Consider the following 25,723-nt stretch of genomic DNA (forward strand, 5'->3'; position numbering starts at 1 on the left):
CGGGGTGACGTGAGCGCGTTAAGGATCAGGGTGTTCACGTTGGCCGGAATGGCTGTTCAACTTCGCCGGAATACGCACGTGGTGATGTCACCCTGGCAGGCTTATCTATCCTGCTAAGGTATTTATGAAATAAATGAAATGGGCCATACCATGGTGAAATCAAATGAGGCTGACGGCCAATATCCCCCCACCCAAGGGGCACAAGCACGATAAGAGTGCAAACTCGCGCCATTCGTCTGGCTTGCCCCGAAATGCCCGGTCATACTGGCAAGCCATCTTCCCCTGTTCCCAGCGCCGCGAGGAGCCCATGCCCAATCTCAACGTGACCGAAATCAAGGCCTTCGTGCCTGCCCGGGATTTCCCGCTGTCAAAGCAGTTCTATCAGGATCTCGGCTTTACCCTGGCCTCCGATGGCGACGGCGTGGCCTATTTTCATCTCGGCAACGCAAGCTTCCTGCTGCAGGATGGCAATCCCCCGGGGCTGGCCGAGCAGCTCATGATGCACCTCCTGGTGGAGGACGTGGCCGCCTGGCAGGCCCAAGTGGAGACGAGCCAGGTCGCCGCCCGCTACGGCGTCCGGGTCACGGAGCTCGTCACCCAGCCGTGGCGCATGAAGGAGTTCTGTCTGTACGATCCCGCCGGCGTGCTGTGGCGCATCGCACAGAATATCGACTGAGGGGATGGCAGTCCGAGAGGTTGATGGCCCGAGAGCCTGTGGGTCTGAAGGTCTGACGGTCTGAGGGTCTGAAGGTCTGACGGTCTGACGGTCTGACGGTCTGAGGGTCTGAGGGTCTGAGGGTCTGAGGGTCTGAGGGTCTGAGGGTCTGAGGGTCTGAGGGTACACCTCTTCGCACCGCCCGGAAAAACATAAGGCCATCCGCGAGGATGGCCTTTTGTCATGGAATCTGATGGTGCCCGGGGTCGGACTCGAACCGACACGTATTGCTACGGCGGATTTTGAATCCTGATTCTACGGTTTCACAAGGATAGTACGAGTCGTAATGCCTTGAATCAAGTGGGTTTTGGTTATCTCCAGTTTGCTGTGAGTGAGGTGGGTTTGCACATTTTGCACATTTTTACCCACCGAAATCACATGCCTACGGCCAGCAAAACTAAGTAATTCCCCACTGTAGTCGAGCAAAGAGCTACAAGAGCAGGAGCTCATAGCACCGGTCTTCAACCTCTTGATAAAACCATGACTGAAGGGCATCAATTTCGTCATTTGTGCAGTCTTCAGGAATGCGCTCAAGATAAGCCATCCAGAGATCGTTAATCGAGGGTTGTGGGCTGAGTTGCTTGGTATAAACCACCAAAGAACCGATATCATGGATTCTATTGGGTAAGACAAAACCCTGTTTCATTACCATTTATCCCGATGTGACATGCTTTTCTGTGCCTTTTTGAGCGAGCCCTTTTTTTCGTCCATTAACCACCTCAACACCAAACCTCACACAAGCTCTCTGCCTGTGCCAGTACCAGCTGGGCAGCTTCTTCCTGCTGGTCTGGCGGGTACTTGTACTTGCGCAGGATGCGCTTGACCATCAGCCGCAGTTTGGCGCGCACGCTTTCGCGGCTGCTCCAATCCACGGTCACGCTACGGCGCAGGTTGGCTGTCAGCTCATGGGCTATCTTGGCCAGTATCTCGTCCCCCAGCTCACGCACCGACGCCTCGTTGTTGGCCAAGGCATCATAGAAGGCGAGCTCGTCATCGTTAAGGCCCAAGGCCTGCCCCCGCTTGCTTACGGCGGCAAACTTCTTGGCCATGTCGATCAGCTCCTCGATCACCTGCGCGGTTTCGATGGAGCGGTTCTGATAGCGTGCGATCACCTTGGTCAGCATCTCCGAGAACTTCTTCTCCTGAGAGAGGTTGGTCGCGAACTTCGACTTGATCTCCCCCTCCAGCAGTCGCTCCAGCAACTCCACCGCAAGATTGCGCTCCGGCAGGTTGCGCACCTCGGCCAGAAACTCATCATCGAGCAGGCCGATATTGGGCTTGTCGAGCCCCACCGCTTCAAACACATCGACCACATCGCCCGATACCACCGCATTGCCGATGATCTGGCGAATGGCCAGGTCGCGCTCTTCGTCGGTTTTCTTCTTTTGGGAGATCGCCTTCTTGGTCAGCAGCACCTTGACCGCCTGCAAGAAGGCCACTTCTTCCCGCACTGCCTTGGCCTCGTCAAGGGTGCAGCAGAGCGTGAACGCCTTGCTCATCGCCAGCGCGTTATCGGCAAAGCGCTTCTTGCCATCCTCAAGGCCAAGAATAAAGTTGGCGGCCCCGGCGAGCAGCTTGTGGCCACCGGTGAGGTAGTCGCTGTAATCAAAGCCATGCAGCAGGGCGCGCAGGATATCGAGTTTCTCCTCCAACACCGCGTAGGCCTCATGGGCATCGACGGTCGGCTTGCCCCGTCCTTTGCTGGCGGTGTACTCCTTGATGGCGCTCTTGAGCTCGTTGGCGATCCCGATGTAATCGACCACCAGCCCGCCTTGTTTGTCCTTGAACACCCGGTTCACCCGCGCAATCGCCTGCATCAGGTTGTGGCCCTTCATCGGCTTGTCCACATAGAGGGTATGCACGCAGGGCGCATCGAAGCCGGTCAGCCACATATCACGCACGATGACCAGCTTGAGCGGGTCACTCGGGTCTTTGAACCGCTTCTCCAGCCGTTTCTTGACCAAGGCTGGATGAATATGGGGGCGCAGCAACGCCTTGTCAGAGGCGCTACCGGTCATCACGATCTTGATGGCCCCCTTGTCGGGGTCCGGGTCATGCCAGTCGGGGCGCAGGGCCACCACGGCATCATACAAGTGCACGCAGATCTCGCGGCTCATGGCCACCATCATCGCCTTGCCATGCTGCGCCTGATTGCGCTCTTCAAAGTGGGCCACCAGATCGGCGGCCACCCGCTCGATCCTGGGCGTGCTGCCGACCACCTTCTCCAGTGCGGCCCAGCGTGACTTCAGCTTGGCCTGCTCACCCTCTTCCTCATCCTCGGCCAGCTCATCTACCTCGTCATCGAGGTGGGTCAGTTCGTCGGCCTTGAGCGACAACTTGGCGAGGCGTGACTCGTAATAGATCGCCACCGTCGCGCCATCTTCCTTGGCCTGCTGCATGTCATAGACGTGGATGTAGTCACCAAACACCGCGCGGGTATCCCGGTCTTCACTCGATACCGGGGTGCCGGTAAAGGCCACAAACGTCGCGTTGGGCAGTGCGTCGCGCAAGTGCTGGGCATAGCCGACCTGATAGCGCGCCGCCCCTTCTGCAATCTGGTTGGGTAATTTGAGCGAGGCGCTGAAACCGTACTGGGTGCGGTGCGCCTCATCGGCAATCACCACGATGTTGGCGCGCTCGCTCAGCACCGGGAAGGTGTCTTCATCCGCGCCGGGCATAAACTTCTGGATGGTGGCAAACACAATGCCGCCGGAGGGTCGGTTGGCCAGCTTGCTGCGCAGATCGCCGCGGGTTTCCACTTGCACCGGCTGCTCGCGGATCAAATCTTGCGACAGGGAAAACACCCCGAACAGCTGGCCATCAAGGTCATTACGGTCGGTGATCACCACGATGGTCGGGTTCTCCATCGCCGCCTCGCGCATCACCCGCGCCGCAAAGCAGGTCATGGTGATGCTCTTGCCGCTGCCCTGGGTGTGCCACACCACCCCGCCCTTATGGCTACCACCGGGGCGCGACGCCGCCACCACCTGGGTGATCGCCGCGCGTACGGCATGAAACTGGTGATAACCGGCGATCTTCTTGACCAAGCGGCCATCGTCTTCAAACAACACGAAAAAGCGCAGGTAATCGAGCAGCATGGCCGGGGTCAGAATGCCGCGCACCATGGTCTCCAGCTCGCCAAACTCGCCATAGGGGTCGAGGTTGACCCCATCCACCGTGCGCCACTGCATAAAGCGCTCGGCATTGGCCGACAGCGACCCCATCCGCGCCTCGCTACCATCGGAGGCAATAAGGATCTCGTTGTACTGAAACAGGTCGGGGATCTGCTCCTTGTAGGTCTGCAGCTGATCAAACGCCTTCCAGATGTCGGCATTCACATCGGCCGGGTTCTTGAGCTCAAGCACCACCAGCGGCAGCCCGTTGATGAAGAGGATGATGTCGGGGCGGCGGGTGTGTTTGGGCCCCTTGATAGAGAACTGGTTGATGGCCAGCCACTCGTTGGCGGTGGGCTGCTCGAAGTCAACGAGGCGGACAAAGTCCCCCACCGTCTCGCCATCGCGCTGGTACTGCACCGGCACCCCATTCACCAGCAAGCGGTGAAATGCCCGGTTGGCCGACAGCAGCGCCGGGGTATCGAGATTGACCACCTGCGCCAGCGCATCTTCACGCGCCACCAGCGGCACGGAGGGGTTGAGCCGGGCAATCGCCTCCCGCAAGCGCTCGCGCAGCAGCACCTGCTGGAACTGCTCACGCCACGGGTTATCAGAATCGGGGGCCACATCGTAGCCACACTCCACGCGATAGCCCACCTCGGCCAACCACCCCAGCACCTCTTGTTCCAACTGATCTTCGGTCATTGTTGCTCAATCCCTCAAGACGATCCCTGGCCCCCCCATGGCCTCTGCCATTCGGGTATGCCCAACCTGCTCAGCGTCACAACGGGTGACATATCGACTCGTCACCCCCATCTGTCGATGGGATCGACAGGTTGCGAAAATATGTTTAAAAAAAGCCGAAAAATCGACACGTTATGGTGATATGTCGATCCCGTCACCCTGATCGGTTAGCGGGTCAACTCGGCGAACAACGCATCGTTGATGTAGTACTTTTCACGGCCAACCTGCTCTTCCCGCAAGATGCCCATCGTCGCCAGTGTTTGCAGATAGCGAGAGGCCGTCTGGCGTTTGGCAATACCGGCATCGACCAGAAACCCGATCTTGGTGTAGGGCTGCATAAAAATCAGTTCGACCAGATCCTTGCTATAGATGGCCTCCGCCTCCCGCTGCACCCGCTCGCGCACCTCTTCCATCAAACTCAGGATGCGATTGACCTGCTCAAAAGTTTGTTGTGCCGTGCTCTCCACAGCCCTGAGCATAAACAGCACCCAGGGTTCCCATTGCTGCGCTTCGGTGATGCCCCGTAGGCCGGCATAATATTCCTGCCGATTGGCGATGATGTAGCGCGACAAAAAGAGCACCGGGATATCCAACAGTTGCTGCTCAACAAGATACAACAGGTTCAGGATGCGACCGGTACGGCCATTACCATCGGGGAAGGGGTGAATCGCCTCGAACTGATAATGCATCACCGCCATCTTGACCAGCGGGTCCAGCTCATCCTCGGCATGGATAAATTGCTCAAGATTGGCCAGCTTGTCGCGGATCACCAGCTCTCCAACGGGTGGGGTATAAATGACCTCACCTCGGTCACTCTTCAGGGCCGTACCGGGGATGGCGCGAATGCCGATATCCACCTGTTTAATCAGCCGAACCAGTTCAATAAACAGGTTGGTATTGAGCGGGCGATCCTTGAGCGAATGGAAGCCATGATAGAGCGCCTCACGGTAGCGCAGCACCTCTTTGGTGTGAGGATCTGTCTTGCCATCGCGGTTGGCGGCGGCGCGATACAGCTCGTCATTGGTGGTGACGATATTCTCGATTTCCGATGAGAGCCGCGCTTCTTGCAAGATGATGCTGTTAATCAGCAGCCCCTGATTGGGGATCTTGGCCGCCAGCCCGCGCAGATTGGCCAATACCCGGTTGGCCGCGATGGCTTGTTTCAACACCGCCTTGGTCTCCAGCTCGATGATGGGGGGCAGCAATGGCAGGTCGTTATAGGGCTGGTTACGATCAAATGACATCAGCAGTCACCTCTTTTAGTCAGCATGGTTCCAACACCCCGCACTGGTGGCATCAAAAAATACAACCTCCTTGATGCCCGCATCATTTAGCATTTTTTCCATATGCACCCTTTCGGATTCAATTTTTTTTGGTGTCTTGTTACCAGCAAACACAGACACCGCGGCGCGACGGCATGGTGATAACGCCAGCTGCTCAAGAATATGACGATCCTGTTTGCCAATGCTCCAGCCATAAATAGTCATGCTGTCTTTGGGGCGAGGTAATTCATGTTGATACACATGGGAAAGATATCGGGAGCTGTTTATCGCGGCGATCTTGCTCTCTGACGAGCCCTCGCACACAAACAGAGGTTGACCGTCATTATCACGCCAGTACTGGGTGATAAGGCTTAATGGGTCGCTATTGTCGGCCATCAGCTTACTTTCCTCGCCACCTTGAGTTCGGTAGAGCGCAAGATTGCCATGAGGATAAAAGACTCTGGTCACTCCGGGCTCAAGTTCAGCAGGGAATGACGCGTTGAAGCATTGCTTGATCAATTTGGGGTCTGTCGCGCGCGTCTTATCAATGGTGAACCCGTCCTCAAAACGCCAACCATTGGCTTGGCGAGCATTAAGTGATGCCCAATAGACAATCAAGTCGTAGTTGAGGCTGAATACCGTCGAAAAACCTGCCATAAAGCGGCCAATATGGGCAAGCCCTTGCTGGTCACTGATAGCGTTGTCTGGATGAATGTCTTTTACGGTATCGATCAGCGCCCGCCGCACATCTGTATAGGCGTTGCGAACTTTGTCACGCTCGATTTTGGCCAGCTCAAACTTTTGATTGATATAGTCAGCCTGCCATAGGCGATATAACACTCGTTCGAAATCACGGTCATTCTTGGCGAATTGATCAAACACCTCCTGTGCGGCAGGGCGGATAAATCCGTGCTCACAGCCCTGCTGATACAGGTTGGTGTAACGAAAACAGGGATCGACAGCGACACTGCCGCCATTGCCCACAATCAGGGTGTCGCTGTAATCGGCCTGTATCTCACGCCATGTCTTTATATCTGCCACGTCAGCTTGCCCCTTCGACCATAGCCTCAGCCTCCGGCAAGCGCAGTTGGCCGGAGATCAGGCGGGGTAGCAGGGTGTCACGCAAGTTGGCTAGGGTTTGGGCTTGTAATTCGTTGTTTCTCATACTGCAAATGAGAGGATCGACCATGTTCCTGAAGATCTCGGTTAGCTCTTGGTTTGGCACAATAGTTTTCTGTATCACAAACTCCGGCCAGTGCCCCTTGTACTCGGAAAATTTGACACGGTCTTTAGTTGCATAGAAAGCCCAGACGGTATCTACACCTTTGCCAATAAAGGGAAGTACGTTCTGAATTGCAGAGAAATCAAAAGTGATCAGGCGCATATAGCAAGTGTGGTTAGCAAACACCACCACAGGGCTGACCAAGCTAGCGCAAACGCTGGGCTTATCATTATGAAAACCGATAACTCCAGATTTTCCTTGATCAAGAATCGGTACACTGCCCTCCTCCAGCGCTGATTTCTGGTCGTACTTCTTGCCCACAGATTGTCGGTCAATGAATTCACCGAATTGCATCAACTTCCACCCCCTCGGTATCATGCCAAGCGCGGACTCTTCGAAGCTGTCGGGGAACAGGGCGGCGACCTCGGGTGCCAGACCTGCCGGTTGCTCGCCACGAGCACGGGCATGGACAGGGTCGAAATCAACAAACCACGACTTGAACAGCGCCTGTGCGATGTCCTCCAGCGTGGCGTTGGTCTCGCACAACAGGGAGATACGGTCGTCAAGTGACTCAAGAAAACTGCCGATTTCACGTTGTTCCGTAATCGATGGAACAATAATGGGATAATCTTTGATTAGTTTGGCATTGAGATTTTGCTGCGCCCCGCCATTTTTCAAATCGACAAGCTTGGCGTATTGCGACTGCAAATAGTAATAAACAAACCGGTAGTCAGCACGAGCGCTATCGATCACTAAATTGCAACATGCTTGATTAGTTGTTAATGCGATCTTGTTGATTGCAACGCGGCCAGCTGTGTCCCCGTTTCCATACATAGCGACGATGACGGAATTGATGGGGACCAACTTAGCCGACGAGTTTTTCAACCCCAACTCGGTGATGAAATTCTCTGTCTCGATGATCTTGCTGTAGTTCACCTCCTTCGTCTTAAGCCAAGGAATTGAACCTCTATCAAAGAATTCTGGAATTGAGGACTTCGGAGTCCCGCCCGAAAATACTTGGGCGCAGACGTCCACAATCGAGCGTTCCACCCATTCAGAACTCATACCCCAGCCCTCCCAGCTTCTGTCTAATCAACTGGTCCAGCTCGGCTCCCTTGGCCATCTGGTCACCGAGTTGCTTGGTAAGCCGGGCCATCTTGTCGGCAAAGGCCTCATCGTCCTCCTCTACCTCTTCGGCCCCTACATAGCGGCCAGGGGTCAACACATGGCCGTGTTCGGCGATCTCAGCCAGGGTTACGCTGCGGCAGAATCCCGCTACATCCTCGTAAGATTGCTCGCACTCCCCGTCCCCTTTCCACGCGTGGAAGGTATCGGCGATACGGGCAATTGCGCTCTCATCGAGTTCGCACTGCACCCGGCTGATCATGGTGCCCAGCTTGCGGGCATCGATAAACAGCACCTCGCCCTGGCGGCGGGTCTTGTTCTTGGCGAGGAACCAGAGGCAGGCGGGGATCTGGGTGTTGAAGAAGAGCTGCCCCGGCAGGGCCACCATGCACTCCACCACGTCCGCCTCCACCATGGCACGGCGAATGTCGCCCTCGCTATTCTGGCTAGAGCTCATCGAACCGTTGGCCAACACGATACCGGCGCGGCCAGTTGGCTTGAGGTGGTAGAGCATATGCTGCAGCCACGCATAGTTGGCGTTGCCCGCAGGCGGCGTACCGTAGACCCAGCGCGGATCCCCCTCGAGGCTACCATGCCACCAGTCGCTGATATTGAACGGCGGGTTGGCCAGCACGAAGTCGGCACGCAAGTCAGGGTGCTGATTGCGGGTGAAGGTATCACCGTTTTCGCGCCCGAGGTTGTAGTCCATCCCCTGGATGGCGAGGTTCATCGCCGCCAGCCGCCAAGTGGTCGGGTTCGACTCTTGACCGTAGATGGAGACATCACCCAGCTTGCCGCCATGGGCTTCGATAAACCTCTCCGACTGCACGAACATGCCGCCTGAACCGCAGCAGGGGTCGTAGACCTGACCATGATGGGGAGCAAGTACTGCCACCAGTGTCCGGACTATGCTGGCAGGCGTGTAGAACTGGCCCCCCTTCTTGCCCTCGGCACTGGCAAACTCGCCAAGGAAGTACTCGTAGACCTGCCCCAGGATGTCACGCGCTTCACCGACATCACTGCCAAAGCCAATCTTGGAAACCAGATCCACCAGCTCGCCGAGCTTGCCATCGGGCAACTGGGCACGGGCGTAGCGCTTGTCGAGGATGCCCTTTAGGCGCGGGTTCTCCTGTTCGATCAGGGTCAGCGCATCGTCAATACGCTTACCGATATCGGCCTGCTTGGCATGGGCCCGCAACCCCTCCCAACGGGCCCCTTCCGGTACCCAGAAGGCGTTCACTTCACGGTAGTAGTCGCGGTCTTCCAGCTCCTCGGCCAGCAGCTCATCGTCACAGTCGTAGAGGAAGTACTCGTCGCTCTCATCGGCAAAGCGGCGGGTTAGCTCGGCACGACGGGCGGCGAAAGAGTCGGAGATGTACTTGAGGAAGATAAGGCCCAGCACGATGTGCTTGTACTCGGCGGCGTCCATGTCGGCACGCAGCTTGTCTGCGGCAGCCCACAGGGTCTTCTTCAGCCCCTCGATACCGGTAGCTTGCGGCTCATCCTTGGCCTGCTTGCCCTTGCCACTGGCTTTCGGTTTGCGTGGTGCTGCAGCGGCGGCTTCGCCTTCCAACACCCGAAGCACAGCACCACCTCGCCCGCGCCCCTTGCGCAGTACGCCCTGTTCCAGCAGAGTCTCGCGTGCGGCGGTAAATACCTCATCGGTCAGGTCGCTGAATTGGGCTTTCAAGGTTTCCATCAAGGCTTGGTTACCGATGCTGCTGCCATCTTCAGGAACGGCGGCCAGCAGCGCCTGGCTGAGCTCGTTGGGGTCGGTCATGGGGTTCTCCGGTTAATGCGTGTTGCCTTCACAGCCCACCTGCGCGAAAGCCAAGGTGAGGATGCGGGCCAAGTTGTCAGACTGACGGTGCGGCCAGTGCCGGGCCCGGGGGCGAGCAGCCGCTAAGTGGGGGACAAATCAGCAAGCAAGCCAGTTCGCCAGGGATCATGTCACCAAGGTGGCATAGCGATAGGGAATGCCCCGCCCGTTACCTATCAGTCAGTCATTAGTCAGTTATCTGGCAGGGAGTTTATACAAATGAAGCCCTGACAACTATGATCGAGGCACGAATATGGGCTCACGATAACGAGATGGGCGCGATTAACCCGGCAGATCCGGTTGATGGCAGCGAAAGTGATCGCCTGTAACGGGACAACGAGTTTTTCATTTTTGGGGGTAGCTGAAGAGGCGTGTGCGATCACTCCCACCGGCAATGCCCTGTCAGAACTGGCCCGGAGGCTGATGACCACCAAGAGCGACCCTGGCCGGCCAGAAAAGTGATCGCCGAGAGTCGATAAAAAAGAGATCGTTATGCAGAGCGATCGCTTTTAATAAAATACCTTATTTTACCGATGCTTACGTCTTTATTTTCACGAAAATGAGCAGGTTCGTTACTCTGCAACCGCACCGCTCTGCCAAGCGCGATCACTTTGCTGCATTTGGGGGTGGGGCAGGGGGGTAAGCCTTGTCATGACTGGGTTATGACCACCTTCGGGTCATACAGGGCAATAGTGATCGCCTGTAACACAAAAAGTGATCATGTTAGGGGTGATCACTGCGGGATTTTCTCCAACTCCCAACCCCATGGCTCATTGGGTGCGCCCCTGGGGTATGAGGCGAAACGCCAACCCAACGGCTTTAGCACTGTGTTCAAGCGACGGAATACCATCCTGTGATTTGAATGGTTCAGGTTGTAGAAGTCAGTCAGCTTCTCACAGGTCACGCCAGGGTCTGTTGCGACGACCAGAATGTAGGTGTGGTGCGGATGCCACGCCATTGCAACGACAAGAGCGGCCAAGTGATTAATCGGCCCCAGCTTGGATATGGCATGGTTTCGCTCTGCCCGCTCCATCAATCGACGGCTAGACTGGCCAGCATGCCGAGCCCAGGCATTACGATACCGAAAAATGTCTTCAACTCCCGGTGCTGGCTTGCACAATCGTGCTAACTGCTTGCGTTGGCGCTCTGCTCGTTTTTGCTCCTCTAGCCGCTGCTTTTCCTCTTTCGCTATCTCTTTGGCATACCTCTTCAGAATTTCGTCGATCATTCGCTTCTGCTTCACGTTGGGCTTGGTGGATCATCATTGGCTTGGCCCGCTAATCCCCCTGAATTGTTTTACCGCTTTTTGCGCCTACCTAGCCTACCTCCGTTGCAGGCCTTACCAAGACTGGCTTGAGACGTGTAGGGTTTAACATTCATTCCCTACCCATACCCTCCCCCGGCAGCAAGATCCCATCCGTTTGGTTAATCAGAACAGAGTAGGTTTGCAACCAAGCCACATCAGCCATGACGGTAGGGATAAAGATGACCAGTAGGGTTTGGGTAGGGTTAGAGAATACTCACCCTACCTCTTTGCATCCCTTGCCGGGCAAGGCTTTCAGTTGCGCTGGGTAGGGAGGGTAGGGTTTGTGGATGAAAGTCCTTCCTATCATCAGGTACAGCGGCCAAGCTCATCATTCTGTTATCACTGGGTCGTCATTGCTGATCGTCATAGACAGCTTGGGGTAAGAACATCTCCGCTACCTCGGTCAGTATGACGTTGGTTTGGGACCTGCCCTTGATCACCCTGCTGCAGTATTGACGGCCATACTCTTTGGCTGCTGCCTTGACCGCGCGGCTAAACGCTTGAACTGATAGCGGGCGCCCCAGGCCGTGATACTCCATAAAGGAAAGATAGGCATGATAGAGGTAGCGCCGGGGTTCCCGCTTGATCTCCGGATTACCCCCCATCATCAATCCCTTGGGTTCATTCAGAAAGAGCACCATCCCGCAAAGGTCGATCACGGGGTCGGTGGCTCGTTTGATGGTCAAGGCATCATCAGAGTTACGCTGCTCCAGCAATAAGTGACGGGCATGCTCAGGTTCGGCAAACTGGGTTAACAGGTGGCGGATCACCACCGGCAACTCGGTAGCAATCTTGTCGCCAAGCAACGGGTCTTTATCCGCTTCGGCCACAACCCGGTCAAAGGTAAAGATCACCCTGCGTCGGGATATTCCCCCATTGCGTTCAGTAATGACCATAGGCTCGTTATTGGTGGCCAGCACAACAGCCTGGATGACAGTGGCAAATTGTTTCTCATACTTCCCATCGATCTCGACCAAATCGCCCCCGGTAATAGCCTTGATGCCACTGCCATCACCGATGTATTTGGGCTGGTCAGGCAGCACAATCAGCCGTTTATCGACAAACTGGTAGCGACTTTTAGCGTGATCCAGTGAGGCCATGTTGCCAGAGCCGGTGTTCCGTTTTCCACCAGCTAACAGGATTGCCACATTGGCAAAGATGCTCTTGCCGCTGCCCCCCTCACCGGTCACCTCAAGGAATAGCTGCCAGTCATAACGGTTTGCCAGCACCATATATAAGGCGGCATTGATGCGAGCCATCTTGGCGGCGTTGTTATCGACGGCGTGGCATAACCATCTAGTGAAGTTGGGAGCATCCCGATCGAGACATTCATCAGCGAGCGGCGGGGCATAGTTGATACCGTTGTGCGTGAGCAGTCCATCACTAGGCGAGTGTGGCCGAAACTGGCGAGTTGTCATGTCATAAACTCCATTCGCAAAGCCGATCAGATCTTTGGTTGGCTGGCCCATGGTTGGGATCATCAGCTTCATCGTGGAAACTGTGGCGGCAATACCTTTGTCACTGAACGAAACGCCATGCTCGGTAAAGATGGCAGCCATTTCGCGGCGCAGTTCGGTATCTGTCCATGGTGTCCATAGGCTACCGTCATAGCGATAGACACGCTCGGCCTCAAGGCTGATAGCAACTTGCCCCAATCGTTCGACCAGTAGTGCAGCCCGCTGACTAGCACTCATCTTGTCGATCATGGTGGCTGGTGGCTCATGCCCCCGTTGGGGCTGGTTCACCTCGATCTTCCTGAGTTCCTCTCCCTTCTGGCTGGCGTTTTGGTTTTGGCTGGTCGCCAGTCTGGTGCTGGCGCTCATGATGGCCTCTTGTGTCTTGCTCAGCCCATGAGCTTGGTGGTAATCGTTCCAATCCCCGGCCTCTGGTGGAAATATTGCACGCCCGCCCACGGTCATTGCGGCTTGCTCAGTCTGGTGCTTGGTGGAGTCGTTACGCTGGGCGGTTGCCTTATCCAGGTCGTGATCACCACAGATAATGATCTGGGCGTCTGGGTGTTGGCTTCTGGCAATCTTGGCCACGTTCATCAGATTGTTGGCTGTCATCGCGCAATAGACAGTTGCTCCTGTCGCCTGCTCGACTGATAGACCGGTGGCGTAGCCTTCCACCACGGCCACCAGCGCCCCACCATCAATGCGATGGTATACACCAGCCTTGCGGCCACCACCCAAGGTGTGTTTCAAACCATCTTCGTTGCGAATGAGCTCCACGTTCACCAGATTCCCAGCACCATCGAGCAAGGGAACTATCACGCTACCGACAGGGAACACCTCACCGTTTATCGTTTCTTTGGTACCGCTGATCGCGCTCTGGTGTTCCGCAAAACCTTTCCTTGATAGGTAGGCGCTACCACAACCACGCGAATGAGCATTCATGATGCGGCAGGCGCGTGCAGCAGCGTTCCTGTGGCCATCTTCCCGCTTTCGGGTTTCCTCTTTGGCCTTGGCCTGTTGTTGCTGGTGGATGCGCTCCCGTTCGGCAGGATCTAGCCCACCGGCGGCCAACCCCACCATAGGCGCTATCAACTCGGCGGCCTCCATGGGGCTCTTGCTCATCACCCGGCATACCAGATCCAACCCATCCCCAGCACCGCACTGGCTACAGATGAAAGTCCCTCGCCCTTCCTTGTCATCAAGTCGAAAGCGATCTTTGCCACCACAGGCAGGACAGGGGCCATGCTTGCCATGACGAGGAATATCGAGACCAAGGCACGCCAGCAAATCGGGCCAGAGCCCCACAGCAGCGGCGGCTACATCAGAAACAAACCTTACAGTGCTCATTCCTCGCCCCCAACCTGCGCGGCTACCAGCTCATTGAATGCCCGTTCGTCTAAGCCTGCCTTCATTTGGCGAGCATAGGGGCGAGTTACAACAGCAGCGGCCCCTTGGCTTTGCTCTATAAAAACGGATCTCGCTTTTCGGCTGGTGAAGGCACTCAATACTCCGACACAGGAGCGTTTGCAGGTTCTGGGATTGGGTAGTCCATAGAAGGTTTCAGTCTGGCTATCAGCGGCCCATGCAAAATAGATCATCGCTTGCCCTCCGAATCAGAAGAAAGAGCATGGATCTCGGCCAGCAAGCCTTGATGACCTTTATGGATTAATAAGTGAACTTTCATGTTAAAATTACCTCGCACTCACTGGCTCCTTGGTCGCCAAACTGTCAGAGTCAGTGAGTAATCCGAAATGCCCTTACTGTCGCAGGTAAGGGCTTTTTTTCATGTTTTCCCCATGGCTTTGCACACCATGTTTGCCTATATCCGATAACAGATGGGTTCCCTGCGGTTTAATCATCCGTCGGGTGTTGTTCAGGCAATCCACCAGCCATCCACAAGCCGAAAAGTTTGGTGTTTACAAACATCCGCCTACCGACAATTCGGCAGCAACGTTCCAAGCCGGGCTTCTCGGCTCGCTTCCAGAACATGACCTTCAGTGTGGGATAGTTAAATTGGGGGTAGTGCTTGGGGATTTCGGTCACAGGCAGCCAGTTGTTCAGATCTTGGCTGATTGCGATGAGGTTGAGATCTTGCATACTGCTTATACTCCCTTTCCTGTTGCTCTTGGTGTTCTGCGGTTTGGTCGAGGAGTATTTAACGCGATGTGATTGGTTTTCTTTTAGAACAGAAGTCCAGCGCACTTCTGTTCTTGACTTTTTCATTCGTTTATCCTCTTAGCCGCACTAACGACATTCTAGGGGATAACTCCCCATGCTTTGGCAATAAATTGAGTCCATTCCTGAGCAATAGTCTTTGTTTCACATTCTATTCCTAAGGCCATTAGCTTGATCTTCGCGGCCTTTACTGCATCAGGCTGTGCCATCCGATGAATTTCTTCAATCTGGATATCACGCCGGATTGACGCTATTGAAATCTCTAAGCTCAAGATCTCATCTCGATACCATTCATCATTTTGGCAAAGCAAGTCTGTCAGCCTGTCCTCCAAGGACTCCAGCGTCATTTCCATAGGAGTCTTAGGACGTTCATTAGGACGTTGCCCCTGCCGGGTATATTGCTTTCCCCAGGGCCTTCCCAGACACGGATTGAGCAGCGCTATGTAGAGGGCTAGTCTCATCACTGTATCTGCAAGCTCCCGCTCATTTATCTTTTTTAGCGGTGCTTTAAAGCCCTTTCTCGAACCGAAACCTTGGTAATGCTCATAGGCTTCCACCGCTAAAAATGGGATGTCATCTTGCTGAGGAGAAATGCTATTTCGAGTACAGATAGCCGCCACCGGCTGATTTGTCGCACTATCGCCAGTTAAACTTTGAGCGAGGCAGCTCAATTCCAACTTAAGGCGTTCATCAGTCCATCCGAGTTGCCTTAGCGTTGTGTTATACCGAATCGCCCTCTTAACCACCTTCCTTGTAACCATCAGACGAGGGGTTTTATTTTCCCAGCTTCCGACATGACACTGGTCATTTTGGCGCGCAACCTCATCATCGGACGTTACTTTTTTAACTGTGATATCGATTGATACGGAGTCTATTAATTGACCATCTTTTATAATGGCCAGCCTCGGGCGGCCATTTGGAGAAAAGTAAGGAATCCCCTCCTCTCCATCAACGATGATGGGTTCATCATCTGGTGATTTTTGCCATACAACCAAACCCTCTAGAAAATCACTGCTTATATATTGACCGCTCATCTACAACATCCCCAGACAAACAAAAACCCCTCGCATCCATATATGCAAGGGGCTCAGGCTAACATGTTCAATACATCTAGGCTGCACAGCCTAATTGATTAACAATTCATTAGGTTACCAAATACCCGATCTGTGAGTTTAGCTTTGTGGGCATTGCACAAATGGGAATATCGCTGGGTCATGGTGATCGACTTATGGCCTAACACCTCTGCGATCTCCAGTATGCTGGCACCATTCATCGCCAACAAGCTGGCACAGCTATGTCGAAGGTCGTGAAAATGGAAATCAGAGAGCAACGCAGCTTTCTTCGCAGCCTGCCAGTGGTAGTCAAACTCGGTAAACGGTCGATTGAGGCCAGAAGGGTGAGGGAAAACAAAGCTGGCACCAATCTCACGAAACTGGGAGAGCTCAGTAAGCAAGTCAGCAGTCAGAGACAGAACCCTCTGACTACCATTCTTGGTAACCGCCAAGTGAGCAGTTCGCGTGTTGAAATTGATGTCTGACCACTTGAGGCCGATCAGCTCGCCCCTCCGTGCTCCAGTGGTCAACGCCATATGAACCAGCATATGAAGTCGCTCCCACTTGCTCAACTTGGTGGCCTTCATCAATCGAGCCAGTTCATCTGCCGACAAAAAGCGTGTGCGAGCATTGTCTTCCCGCTTCTGCTTCACTTCCAGGCAAGGATTTACCTTGAGGTCATACCTATCGCACATGTACGCAAAAACCGCTGACAACGCTGCTTTGTAGCGGTTAAGGGTCGCAGGGGCCTTCCCTTCCGCCTCCAGAATAGAGATAGCATTCTTGATCCGCTGGCGGTTGACCTTGTTCAACGTCTTGTCGCCAAGATGTTCAACCCACCAGCCCAGACGCTGGGGTACAGACTTGTCTCGTCCCTTGTGTTGTTCAAGGTACTCATGAATAGCTTGTTGAATGGTGGTGCTAGTGAGGGTGACGTTGGTTAAGGCATCTGCCAGCTCGTCAGATACGGTGATCTGAGCCAGGAACTGCTCTGCGTCTTTTTTGCGGGTAAAAACTTTGGATACACGGTTGCCGTTACGCATGAACTGAACGCGATAGGACTTGCCGGTTTTTCGAGTGAGAACTTGGATACTTGCCATTGGTTGAAACCTCTTGCACAGATTTGCACATGAATGAGTGTTATCAACCGCAGAAACTTTGAGCAGGAGCGCTCTTGAGCGCTATAACCTGTTGACCAAACAGGGGAAAATAATGGTGCCCGGGGTCGGACTCGAACCGACACGTATTGCTACGGCGGATTTTGAATCCGCTGCGTCTACCGATTTCGCCACCCGGGCAGCTGCGAGGGATTATACGAATGGCGCTTGGCCATGCAAGGTGTTTTTCTTGTGCCCACCGTTGTTTGCTCATTTATTCAACGCCTTGCCGATGCCAAGCCAGTTACATAGAATGCCCGCATCATATTAATGGAATAATCATCATGGCCAAGCGCAAGACCCCCTCCCCTCTCCAGCCTGCTCCCCGGCATCCGTCTGCCGGTCTGCTGCGCCGTCTCGGCGCCCTGCTCTATGACTATCTGGTGGTGATTGCCCTGCTGATCATCGCCGGCTTCATCGGCATGGGGGTGGCCCACCTGCTGCTGGCCACCGGCATGGCGCACGTCCCCGAGGGCAAGGATGCCGCCTGGCTGCTCACCAGCCCCCTCTACAGCGCCTGGCTGGCCTTCGTCATCTGCGGTTTCTACACCTGGTTCTGGGTCCGCGCCGGCCAGACCATCGGCATGCGGGCCTGGCGCCTGCGCATCCAGAACCTGGACGGCAGCAACATTCGCGTCACCCAGGCCCTGATCCGGCTCGCTACCTCGGCCTTTGGCCTGGGCAACCTGCTGTGTGTGTTCAATCGCGCCCGCCCCCGCGCCTTCCAGGACATCTGGGCCGAGTGCGAGGTGGTGGTGCTTGGCAAGACGGAAAACCTGGAGCAGCTCAATCGCTGATCCCAAGACGGCAACGAAAAAGGGCACCCCGAGGTGCCCTTTTTGTTGACCAGAACTGACGGCTTGCAGCCCAGAACCTTGACGGAAACGGTGCATCGAGAGCAATGGCCGCCTTTTGTCAGCAGCCCGCCGTCCTTCAGGCCGCTACTGCTTGCGGCTCAGGATATAGAAGGAGATGCCGCCAAACAGCAGGCTGGGTGCGATGGTCGCGAGGATGGGCGGGACCGCATAGACCAGGCTGACCGGGCCGAACACCCTGTCGCTCACATAGACGGCGAAGCCGGTCATGATCCCCATCAGCATCCGCGCCCCCATGCTCACCGAGCGCAGCGGGCCGAAGATGAAGGAGGAGGCGAGCAGTATCATGGCCACTACGGAGAGCGGTGAGAGCAGCTTGCGCCACATCTCCAGCTTGTAGCGTCCGGCATCCTGCTTGTTGGCATCCAGATAACCGATGTAGTCCCGCAGCCCCGAGATGGGCAGGTTCTCGGGATCGATGCTGACCACCCCGAGCTGCTTGGGGGTCAGCTCGGATTGCCAGGCCATCTGGGCATGCTCTTCGTCCTGGATCCGGGTGGGATCGTCAAACCGGGTGATGTGCACCTGTTTCAGCAGCCAGTGGTGATCCTCGAACACCCCCTCCTTCGCCTGCACCACGTCGATCAGGTTGCGGGACGGAGTGAAGCGGTAGAGGGTGATGCCGGTCAGGGCGCCATCGTTGCGCACCCCGTTGATGTTGACGAAGTTGTTGCCATCCCGTGCCCAGACCCCGTAGGCCGAGACCGTAAGCCGCCCTTCCGACATGGCCCCCGCCTTGATGTCATCCGCCATCCGCTTGGCGGCCGGTGCGACGTACTCTCCCATCATCCCCACCAGCAACATCAGGGGAATGGCGGTCTTGAGCGCCGCCATGACGATGCTGATCTTGGAACGTCCCGCCGCCTGCATCACCACCAGCTCGGAGCTGGTCGCGAGCTGGCCCAGACCGATGAGGCCACCGAGCAGGGCCGCCAGGGGGAAGAAGAGCACCGCCTCCTTGGGCATGGAGAGCAGCACGTAGTAGAGGGCGTTGAGCATGTCGTAGTTGCCTTCCCCGACCGCCTTCAACTGCTCCACGTACTTGATGAGCGCGGCCAGCCCGACCAGGGTCAGCTCGCACAGCAGGATCGACATGAAGATGACCCTGCCTATGTATCTATCGAGAATGCCGAACATCAGCAGAGACTCCCAGGTTGCAGCATCATGCTGACTTTCTCTTGAACAATTGCCCTTTGACCCCGTTCCACCAGCTGGTGCCCTGCAGGTTGAGAGGCAACCCTATCAGAAGCAGATAGACCAGGGGCACCAGGAACATCCCGGGCCAGTGGGGCAGACGCCCGCTGTCGATGGCCGACCGGGCGGCGCTGAGCAGCAGGAAATAGGAGAGATAGAGCAGGATGGCCGGCAGCAGCTTGGCGTAACGCCCCTGACGGGGATTGACCCGCGCCATCGGCACCACCAGGAAGGTGAGCACCAGGATGGAGAAGGGCAGCGACAGGCGCCACTGCAATTCGGCCATCAGCTGATTGTCCTGGGTGCCAAGCAATGCCAGGGTCGGCTTGGCCGCCGCCTTGCGGTTGGATCGCTCCATCTCCTGCTGGCGGATCACCAGGCTGTATTCACGGAACTCCGATACCTGGAACTGCTTGCCGGTGAAATGCCCCTCGTAGCGCGAGCCATCCTTCAGGGTCAGCCACTGCAAGCCGTTGCTGTCGGCGGTCACCTGCCCCTCGTTGGCCACCACCACTGACGGGGGTGAGCCCCCCTCGGCCCGTTGCAGCACGAAGATTTTCTGCAACTCCGACCCCTTGTCGTTCAGATCCTGGATGTAGGCCACCAGGCGCCCCTTGTCGAGCTCCATGAAGCGGCCGGCCTGCAGGAAAGAGATACCGGGATCGGCCTTGAACTCGTCGATCACCTGGTACTCCCGCTCCTTGGCCTGGGGGGCGACCCAGCCGGTATTGAACGCCGCGACGGCGGCGGTCAGCAAGGCCAGCACCAGGGCGCTGCCCATGATGAAACGGTGACTGAAACCCACCGCGTGCATCACCGTCATTTCGCTTTCAGCGTACAAACGGCCGTGAGCAAACAGAATGGCTAAAAACAGACTGATAGGCAGCATCAACAACGCCATATTCGGCAGGTTGAGCAGCAGGAGGGTGGATACCAGGCGCGTCGGCACCTCACCATCGGCGGCATCGCCAATGATCTGGATAAATTGCTGGCTGACGAAGATAAGCAGCAGCACGAACAGCACCGCCAGCTGGGTTTTCAGGGTCTCCCTGAACAAATATCGGAAAACGATCACAGTCATTCCCAAGTAAACTTGTGTTTTTAGTCGAATGCCTGAAAAATAGGGCCCTATATTGGATTTTTACCAGTTTGAACTGCGGAGCCTGTGACTGTTCGCTCCGCCTCTGATACCCCAACAAGCACCGCATTATTCAATAAATGGTGCCTTTTGTCTTTAGGATGTAGGAGATTCCATGGAGTTCAGTGTAAAGAGTGGCAGTCCTGAGAAGCAACGCAGTGCCTGCGTCGTGGTCGGCGTTTTTGAGCCCCGCCGACTCTCTCCGGTTGCCGAACAGCTGGACAAGATCAGCGACGGCTACCTCAGCTCGCTGCTGCGCCGTGGCGACCTGGAAGGGAAACCGGGCCAGATGCTGCTGCTGCATCAAGTACCGGGCGTGCTCAGCGAGCGCGTACTGCTGGTCGGGTGCGGCAAGGAGCGCGAACTCGACGAGCGCCAGTACAAGCAGATCATCAACAAGACCATCACCACCCTGAACGAAACCGGCTCCATGGAAGCGGTCTGCTTCCTGACCGAGCTGCACGTCAAGGGTCGGGATACCTACTGGAAGGTGCGTCAGGCGGTGGAAACCACCAAGGCGGGCCTCTACAGCTTCGATCAGTTCAAGACCAACAAGGCCGAGCCACGTCGTCCGCTGCGCAAGCTGGTCTTCAACGTGCCGACGCGTCGGGAACTGACCATAGGCGAGCGCGCCATCAATCACGGCCTGGCCGTGGCGAAAGGGGTGCGCATCTGCCGCGACGTGGCGAACATGCCGCCCAACGTCTGCAATCCCGCCTACCTCGCCTCCCAGGCCCGCCGTCTGGCGGATGCCTATGACAACATCACCACCAGGGTGGTGGGGGAGCAGGAGATGGCCGAGCTCGGCATGAACTCCTACCTGGCGGTGGCCCGCGGCTCCGAGAACGAAGCCATGATGGCCATCATCGAATACAAGGGCAACGCCGACGCCAAGCCCATCGTGCTGGTGGGCAAGGGGCTGACCTTCGACTCCGGCGGCATCTCCATCAAGCCGGCAGACGGCATGGACGAGATGAAGTACGACATGGGTGGCGCCGCCTCCGTGCTCGGCACCATGCACGCCCTGGCCCAGTTGCAGCTGCCCATCAACGTCATCGGTGTGCTGGCGGGCTGCGAGAACATGCCGGGGGGCAACGCCTACCGCCCCGGTGACATCCTCACTACCATGTCCGGCCAGACCGTCGAGGTGCTCAACACCGACGCCGAAGGCCGCCTGGTGCTGTGCGATGCCCTCACCTATGTGGACCGCTACGATCCCGAGACCGTGATCGACGTGGCGACCCTGACCGGTGCCTGCATCATCGCCCTTGGCCACCATACCTCTGGCCTCTTGGCGAACCACAACCCCCTGGCCCACGAGCTGCTCAACGCCTCCGAACAGGCCGGCGATCGCGCCTGGCGCCTGCCCCTGTTCGACGAGTATCAGGAGCAGCTGGAGAGCCCGTTCGCGGACATGGCCAACATCGGTGGCCGTCCGGCCGGTACCATCACCGCCGCCGCCTTCCTGTCGCGCTTCACCAAGAAGTACAACTGGGCCCACCTGGATATCGCAGGGACCGCCTGGAAGAGCGGCAAGGAGAAGGGCTCCACCGGCCGTCCTGTGCCCCTGCTGACCCAGTTCCTGCTCAACCGGGCCGGCGTGGCGGACGTCGAAGACAAGGAGTAATCCCCTTCCCCATCGACTCGAAGAGCGATGCGAGAAGGCGTTACCCTGTATCACAAGGAAGAGGCCTGCCTCTTCCTTGTTTCATTGAGAGAATCCGGGAAGTCCGTGCCAGACGCGGCTCCCGAAGACGGCCAATCGCTGTCCGTCACAGCCAAACGGGACCGACCTGATGAGCCAAGTGACCTTTTACCTGATGAGCCAGCCCGATGATGCGGATGCCTCCGCCGTCGAGCGCCTCGCCTGCCAACTTGCGGCCGATGGCTGGAGCGCAGGCCACCTCTATCTGCTGTGCGAGGACGAGGCCCAGGCCCTGCGTCTGGACGAGCTGTTGTGGCAGTTGCCGCCCGATCGCTTCGTGCCGCACCAGTTGCAGGGGGAGAGCGGTCAGGCTCCGGTGGAGATAGGCCATCAGCCGCCACGGCGGCGCTATGCCTGCCTCATCAACCTGGCCCGGCAGACACCTTTGTTTGCAGGACACTTCGCTCAAGTGGTAGATTTTGTCCCCACTGACGAAACGCAAAAGCAGCAAGCCCGCGAGCGCTACAAGCACTATCGCCAGGCGGGCCATACCCTCGAGATGAGGGATCAGCCCGTCCTTGCCGCACCGGATCCGGCGCAGCCCTGACTGTGCCACCCTCGATCCACGACGAATCAACACCAGACTCCATCCATCCAGAATACGGCGAGACCATGGAAAAGACTTTTAATCACAACGCCATCGAACAGGCGCTCTATCAGCACTGGGAAGCCCAGGGTTACTTCAAGCCCCACGGCGACACCAGCAAAGACTCCTTCTGCATCATGATCCCGCCGCCGAACGTCACCGGCAGCCTGCACATGGGTCACGCCTTCCAGCAGACCCTGATGGACACCCTGATCCGCTACAACCGCATGCAGGGCAAGAACACCCTGTGGCAGGCGGGTACCGACCACGCCGGTATCGCCACCCAGATGGTGGTTGAGCGCAAGATCGCCGCAGAAGAGGGCAAGACCCGCCACGATTACGGCCGGGAAGCCTTCATCGACAAGATCTGGCAGTGGAAGGAAGAGTCCGGTGGCACCATCACCCGTCAGATGCGCCGTCTGGGTGACTCCGTGGATTGGGAGCGCGAGCGCTTCACCATGGATGAGGGCCTCTCCGCCGCCGTCCAGGAAGTGTTCGTGCGCCTGTACGAAGACGGCCTGATGTACCGCGGCAAGCGTCTGGTGAACTGGGATCCCAAGCTCAACACCGCCATCTCCGACCTGGAAGTGGAAAACCGCGAGATCAAGGGCCACATGTGGCACCTTCGCTACCCGCTGGCCAACGGCGCCAAGACCGCCGAAGGCCAGGATCACCTGATCGTCGCCACCACCCGTCCGGAAACCATGCTGGGTGATACCGCCGTGGCCGTGAACCCGGAAGACCCCCGCTACAAGGCGCTGATCGGCCAGCACATCCTGCTGCCGCTGGTGAACCGTCTGATCCCCATCGTTGCCGACGAACACGCCGACATGGAGAAGGGCACCGGCTGCGTGAAAATCACCCCGGCACACGACTTCAACGACAACGAAGTGGGCAAGCGCCACAACCTGCCGATGATCAACATCTTCACCCTGGACGCTCACGTGCGTGCCGAGGCCGAAGTGGTCGATACCAATGGCAACCCCAGCACCGCCTATGACGCCGCCCTGCCGACCGAGTTCGCCGGGATGGAGCGCTTCGCCGCCCGCAAGGCCATCGTTGCCAAGCTGGACGAGCTCGGCCTCCTGGCCGAGATCAAGGATCATGTGCTGCAACAGCCTTACGGCGATCGCGGCGGCGTGCCCATCGAGCCCATGCTGACCGACCAGTGGTACGTGCGCGTGGCCCCCATGGCCAAGACCGCCATCGAGGCGGTGGAAGATGGCCGCATCCAGTTCGTGCCGAAGCAGTACGAAAACATGTACTTCTCCTGGATGCGCGACATTCAGGACTGGTGCGTCTCCCGTCAGCTGTGGTGGGGTCACCGCATCCCGGCCTGGTATGACGATGCCGGCAACGTCTACGTGGGCCGCAACGAAGAGGAAGTGCGCGCCAAGCACAGCATCCCGTCCGTGACCGTGCTGCGTCAGGACGAAGACGTGCTCGACACCTGGTTCAGCTCCGCCCTGTGGACCTTCTCCACCCTGGGCTGGCCGAACAACACCGAGGCACTCAAGACCTTCCACCCGACCGACGTGCTGATGAGCGGCTTCGACATCATCTTCTTCTGGATTGCCCGGATGATCATGATGACCATGCACTTCATCAAGGACGAGAACGGCCAGCCGCAAGTCCCGTTCAAGACCGTCTACATCACCGGCCTCATCCGTGACGAAGAAGGCCAGAAGATGTCCAAGTCCAAGGGCAACGTGCTGGACCCCCTCGACATGATCGACGGCATCTCCCTGGAAGACCTGCTGGAGAAGCGCACCGGCAACATGATGCAGCCGCAGATGGCCGAGAAGATCGCCAAGCGCACCGCCAAGCAGTTCCCGGAAGGGATCAATGCCCACGGCACCGACGCCCTGCGCTTCACCCTGGCGGCGCTGGCCTCCACCGGTCGTGACATCAACTGGGACATGAAGCGCCTGGATGGCTACAACAACTTCTGCAACAAGCTGTGGAACGCCTCCCGCTATGTGCTGATGAACACCGAAGATCAGGATTGTGGCTTCTCTTCGCAAGGGAATGGTGGCGAGATGCAGTTCAGCCTGGCGGATCGCTGGATCCAGTCCCAGCTGCAAGTGGCCATCCGTGACTTCCGTACCGCCCTCGATACCTACCGCTTCGATATCGCGGCCGGCGTGTTGTACGAATTTATCTGGAACCAGTTCTGTGACTGGTATCTGGAGCTGACCAAGCCGGTACTTACCAAGGGCTCCGAGGCCGAGCAGCGCGCTGCCCGCCACACCCTCGTCAGCGTCCTCGAGACCCTGCTGCGCCTGGCTCACCCGATCATCCCGTTCATCACCGAGACCATCTGGAAATCGGTCGCCCCGCTGGCTGGCGTACACGCCGACACCATCATGATTCAGGCTTTCCCGGAATTCGACGCCGCCAAGGTGGACGAAGCCGCGATGGCGGATCAGGAGTGGGTGAAGGAGTTCATCGTCAGCATCCGCAACATCCGCGCCGAGATGAACGTGGCCCCGAGCGTGCCCCTCAACGTGCTGCTCCAGTGCGATGCCAAGGATGCCCAGCGCGCTCAGGGCAACGAGGCCTTCCTCAAATCCCTGGCCCGTCTGGAATCCATCCGCGTGCTTGGCGCAGGTGAAACCGCCCCGCTGTCGGTGAAGAAGCTGATCGGTGCCACCGAGCTGATGATCCCGATGGCCGGTCTCATCGACAAGGAAGCCGAACTGGCCCGTCTGGCCAAAGAGGTGGCCCGTCTGGTGGGCGAGTGCGGCCGCATCGAAGGCAAGCTCGGCAACGAAGCCTTCGTCGCCAAGGCGCCGGAAGCGGTCATCATCAAGGAGCGCGAGAAGCTGGAAGATTACCGTCTCCAGCTGACCAAGCTGGAAGCCCAGCAGGCCGAGATCGCCGCGCTCTAAGCCACAGCGCAACATGACAAGCCCCCGTTTATCGCAATGCTGTTCAGATAAGCACTTTTTTGACTGATTATTCATAAATTGGATTTGAGTTGAGGGGGCAAGGCTGTGTCCAGTCGATCTTCCTCCAGCCTTTATCCAGCGGGGCTTGTAATAGAAAGAGGGAGGCATCATGCCTCCCTCGCTTTTTTGT

The 25,723-nt window shown here is 57.1% G+C and carries 18 protein-coding genes and 1 tRNA gene; 5 read left to right on the plus strand and 14 right to left on the minus strand.

The window, feature by feature from the left end; all coding sequences use genetic code 11:
• Positions 1–307: 307 nt before the first annotated feature.
• On the plus strand, positions 308–676 hold the full coding sequence (locus OKC30_RS01740) for a VOC family protein (RefSeq protein WP_160838333.1): 369 nt from the start codon (positions 308–310) through the stop codon (positions 674–676).
• A 469-nt stretch (positions 677–1,145) separates the two neighbouring features.
• On the opposite strand, the gene OKC30_RS01745 is transcribed toward OKC30_RS01740, so the two are convergent.
• From OKC30_RS01745 to OKC30_RS01800, 12 genes are all read right to left on the minus strand, one after another.
• A complete protein-coding gene (locus OKC30_RS01745) occupies positions 1,146–1,361 on the minus strand; it encodes a hypothetical protein (protein ID WP_201995733.1) in 216 nt (71 codons plus the stop codon).
• A gap of 73 nt (positions 1,362–1,434) precedes the next feature.
• Positions 1,435–4,533, minus strand: coding sequence for a type I restriction endonuclease subunit R (locus OKC30_RS01750; protein ID WP_270664167.1), 3,099 nt, complete (start codon positions 4,531–4,533; stop codon positions 1,435–1,437).
• Positions 4,534–4,739: 206 nt separating this feature from the next.
• Positions 4,740–5,777: a Fic family protein gene (locus tag OKC30_RS01755; RefSeq protein WP_270664165.1), complete on the minus strand. Its 1,038-nt coding sequence runs from the start codon at positions 5,775–5,777 to the stop codon at positions 4,740–4,742.
• A gap of 54 nt (positions 5,778–5,831) precedes the next feature.
• Entirely contained in the window at positions 5,832–6,875 is a 1,044-nt protein-coding gene (locus OKC30_RS01760; RefSeq protein WP_270664163.1) for a DUF4917 family protein, read from the minus strand.
• A 1-nt stretch (position 6,876) separates the two neighbouring features.
• Positions 6,877–8,121, minus strand: coding sequence for a restriction endonuclease subunit S (locus OKC30_RS01765; RefSeq protein ID WP_270664161.1), 1,245 nt, complete (start codon positions 8,119–8,121; stop codon positions 6,877–6,879).
• The gene (locus OKC30_RS01770; protein ID WP_270664159.1) at positions 8,111–9,961 is read right to left on the minus strand and encodes a class I SAM-dependent DNA methyltransferase; all 1,851 of its coding nucleotides are present in this window, start codon (positions 9,959–9,961) and stop codon (positions 8,111–8,113) included. The genes OKC30_RS01765 and OKC30_RS01770 overlap by 11 nt, the downstream gene beginning before the upstream one ends.
• A 772-nt stretch (positions 9,962–10,733) precedes the next feature.
• The gene (locus tag OKC30_RS01775) at positions 10,734–11,228 is read right to left on the minus strand and encodes a hypothetical protein (RefSeq protein WP_201871580.1); all 495 of its coding nucleotides are present in this window, start codon (positions 11,226–11,228) and stop codon (positions 10,734–10,736) included.
• Between the two features lie 428 nt (positions 11,229–11,656).
• Complete coding sequence (locus OKC30_RS01780) at positions 11,657–14,107, minus strand: primase-helicase zinc-binding domain-containing protein (RefSeq protein ID WP_270664156.1); 2,451 nt, start codon at positions 14,105–14,107, stop codon at positions 11,657–11,659.
• A gap of 504 nt (positions 14,108–14,611) precedes the next feature.
• Positions 14,612–14,983: a hypothetical protein gene (locus OKC30_RS01785; protein ID WP_133280085.1), complete on the minus strand. Its 372-nt coding sequence runs from the start codon at positions 14,981–14,983 to the stop codon at positions 14,612–14,614.
• Positions 14,984–15,015: 32 nt separating this feature from the next.
• On the minus strand, positions 15,016–15,969 hold the full coding sequence (locus tag OKC30_RS01790) for a hypothetical protein (RefSeq protein WP_270663535.1): 954 nt from the start codon (positions 15,967–15,969) through the stop codon (positions 15,016–15,018).
• A 98-nt stretch (positions 15,970–16,067) separates the two neighbouring features.
• Positions 16,068–17,087 carry a tyrosine-type recombinase/integrase gene (locus OKC30_RS01795; RefSeq protein WP_109112152.1) on the minus strand — a complete coding sequence of 340 codons (1,020 nt, stop codon included), beginning with the start codon at positions 17,085–17,087 and terminating at the stop codon, positions 16,068–16,070.
• A gap of 113 nt (positions 17,088–17,200) precedes the next feature.
• Positions 17,201–17,285 (minus strand) — tRNA-Leu (locus OKC30_RS01800).
• Positions 17,286–17,428: 143 nt separating this feature from the next.
• Here OKC30_RS01800 and OKC30_RS01805 point away from each other — a divergent pair.
• On the plus strand, positions 17,429–17,941 hold the full coding sequence (locus tag OKC30_RS01805; RefSeq protein WP_010672963.1) for an RDD family protein: 513 nt from the start codon (positions 17,429–17,431) through the stop codon (positions 17,939–17,941).
• Positions 17,942–18,085: 144 nt separating this feature from the next.
• Here OKC30_RS01805 and lptG read toward each other — a convergent pair whose 3' ends face one another.
• Together lptG and lptF are read right to left on the minus strand one after the other, a co-directional pair.
• Entirely contained in the window at positions 18,086–19,156 is a 1,071-nt protein-coding gene (gene lptG, locus OKC30_RS01810) for an LPS export ABC transporter permease LptG (RefSeq protein WP_160839302.1), read from the minus strand.
• Positions 19,157–19,181: 25 nt separating this feature from the next.
• On the minus strand, positions 19,182–20,294 hold the full coding sequence (gene lptF, locus OKC30_RS01815) for an LPS export ABC transporter permease LptF (protein WP_270663534.1): 1,113 nt from the start codon (positions 20,292–20,294) through the stop codon (positions 19,182–19,184).
• A gap of 172 nt (positions 20,295–20,466) precedes the next feature.
• Here lptF and pepA point away from each other — a divergent pair, with 172 nt between their 5' ends.
• The 3 genes from pepA to OKC30_RS01830 all read left to right on the plus strand — a co-directional run bounded on the left by pepA (position 20,467) and on the right by OKC30_RS01830 (position 25,533).
• Positions 20,467–21,978: a leucyl aminopeptidase gene (pepA, locus tag OKC30_RS01820; RefSeq protein ID WP_010672960.1), complete on the plus strand. Its 1,512-nt coding sequence runs from the start codon at positions 20,467–20,469 to the stop codon at positions 21,976–21,978.
• Between the two features lie 169 nt (positions 21,979–22,147).
• On the plus strand, positions 22,148–22,603 hold the full coding sequence (locus OKC30_RS01825) for a DNA polymerase III subunit chi (RefSeq protein ID WP_010672959.1): 456 nt from the start codon (positions 22,148–22,150) through the stop codon (positions 22,601–22,603).
• Between the two features lie 65 nt (positions 22,604–22,668).
• The gene (locus OKC30_RS01830) at positions 22,669–25,533 is read left to right on the plus strand and encodes a valine--tRNA ligase (protein WP_160839304.1); all 2,865 of its coding nucleotides are present in this window, start codon (positions 22,669–22,671) and stop codon (positions 25,531–25,533) included.
• Positions 25,534–25,723 lie beyond the last annotated feature (190 nt).

It is taken from the genome of Aeromonas sp. QDB18, from assembly GCF_027705325.1.
GTDB classification, from domain to species: Bacteria; Pseudomonadota; Gammaproteobacteria; order Enterobacterales; family Aeromonadaceae; genus Aeromonas; species Aeromonas caviae.